Origin of the sequence: Pseudoalteromonas sp. SIMBA_162, from assembly GCF_046535955.1 — a bacterium.
GTDB lineage: Bacteria > Pseudomonadota > Gammaproteobacteria > Enterobacterales > Alteromonadaceae > Pseudoalteromonas > Pseudoalteromonas marina.
The window spans coordinates 1-278 of the sequence record NZ_JAWJBQ010000291.1; the positions used below are offsets into that span (position 1 = coordinate 1).

The 278-nt window shown below is 67.3% G+C and carries 1 protein-coding gene; it reads right to left on the bottom strand.

From position 1 onward, the window contains the following. On the bottom strand, positions 1-278 hold a 278-nt coding region (locus tag R0J88_RS19730; RefSeq protein WP_410900836.1), incomplete at both ends, for a redoxin family protein.

Genomic DNA, 278 nt, shown 5'->3' on the forward strand with positions numbered 1-278 from the left:
GGTCGGAATCGACGCCGATCCCGATGAAGCGAATGCCTTTCTGCTTGTATTGATGCGACAGCGCGACGAGCTCCGGCATCTCCTCCACGCACGGGCCGCACCACGACGCCCAGAAATTGACCACGACCTTCTGGCCCTTGAAGGAGGCGAGCGATGCCGGCTTGCCGTCGACGCCGGTCAGCGACGCGGCCCACAACTGGTCGACCGGGTTGCCCTGCGCGGCGGGTGCCGCGACAGCGATACCGTCATCGGCGCTGCCGCCGCGGAACCAATGGCCG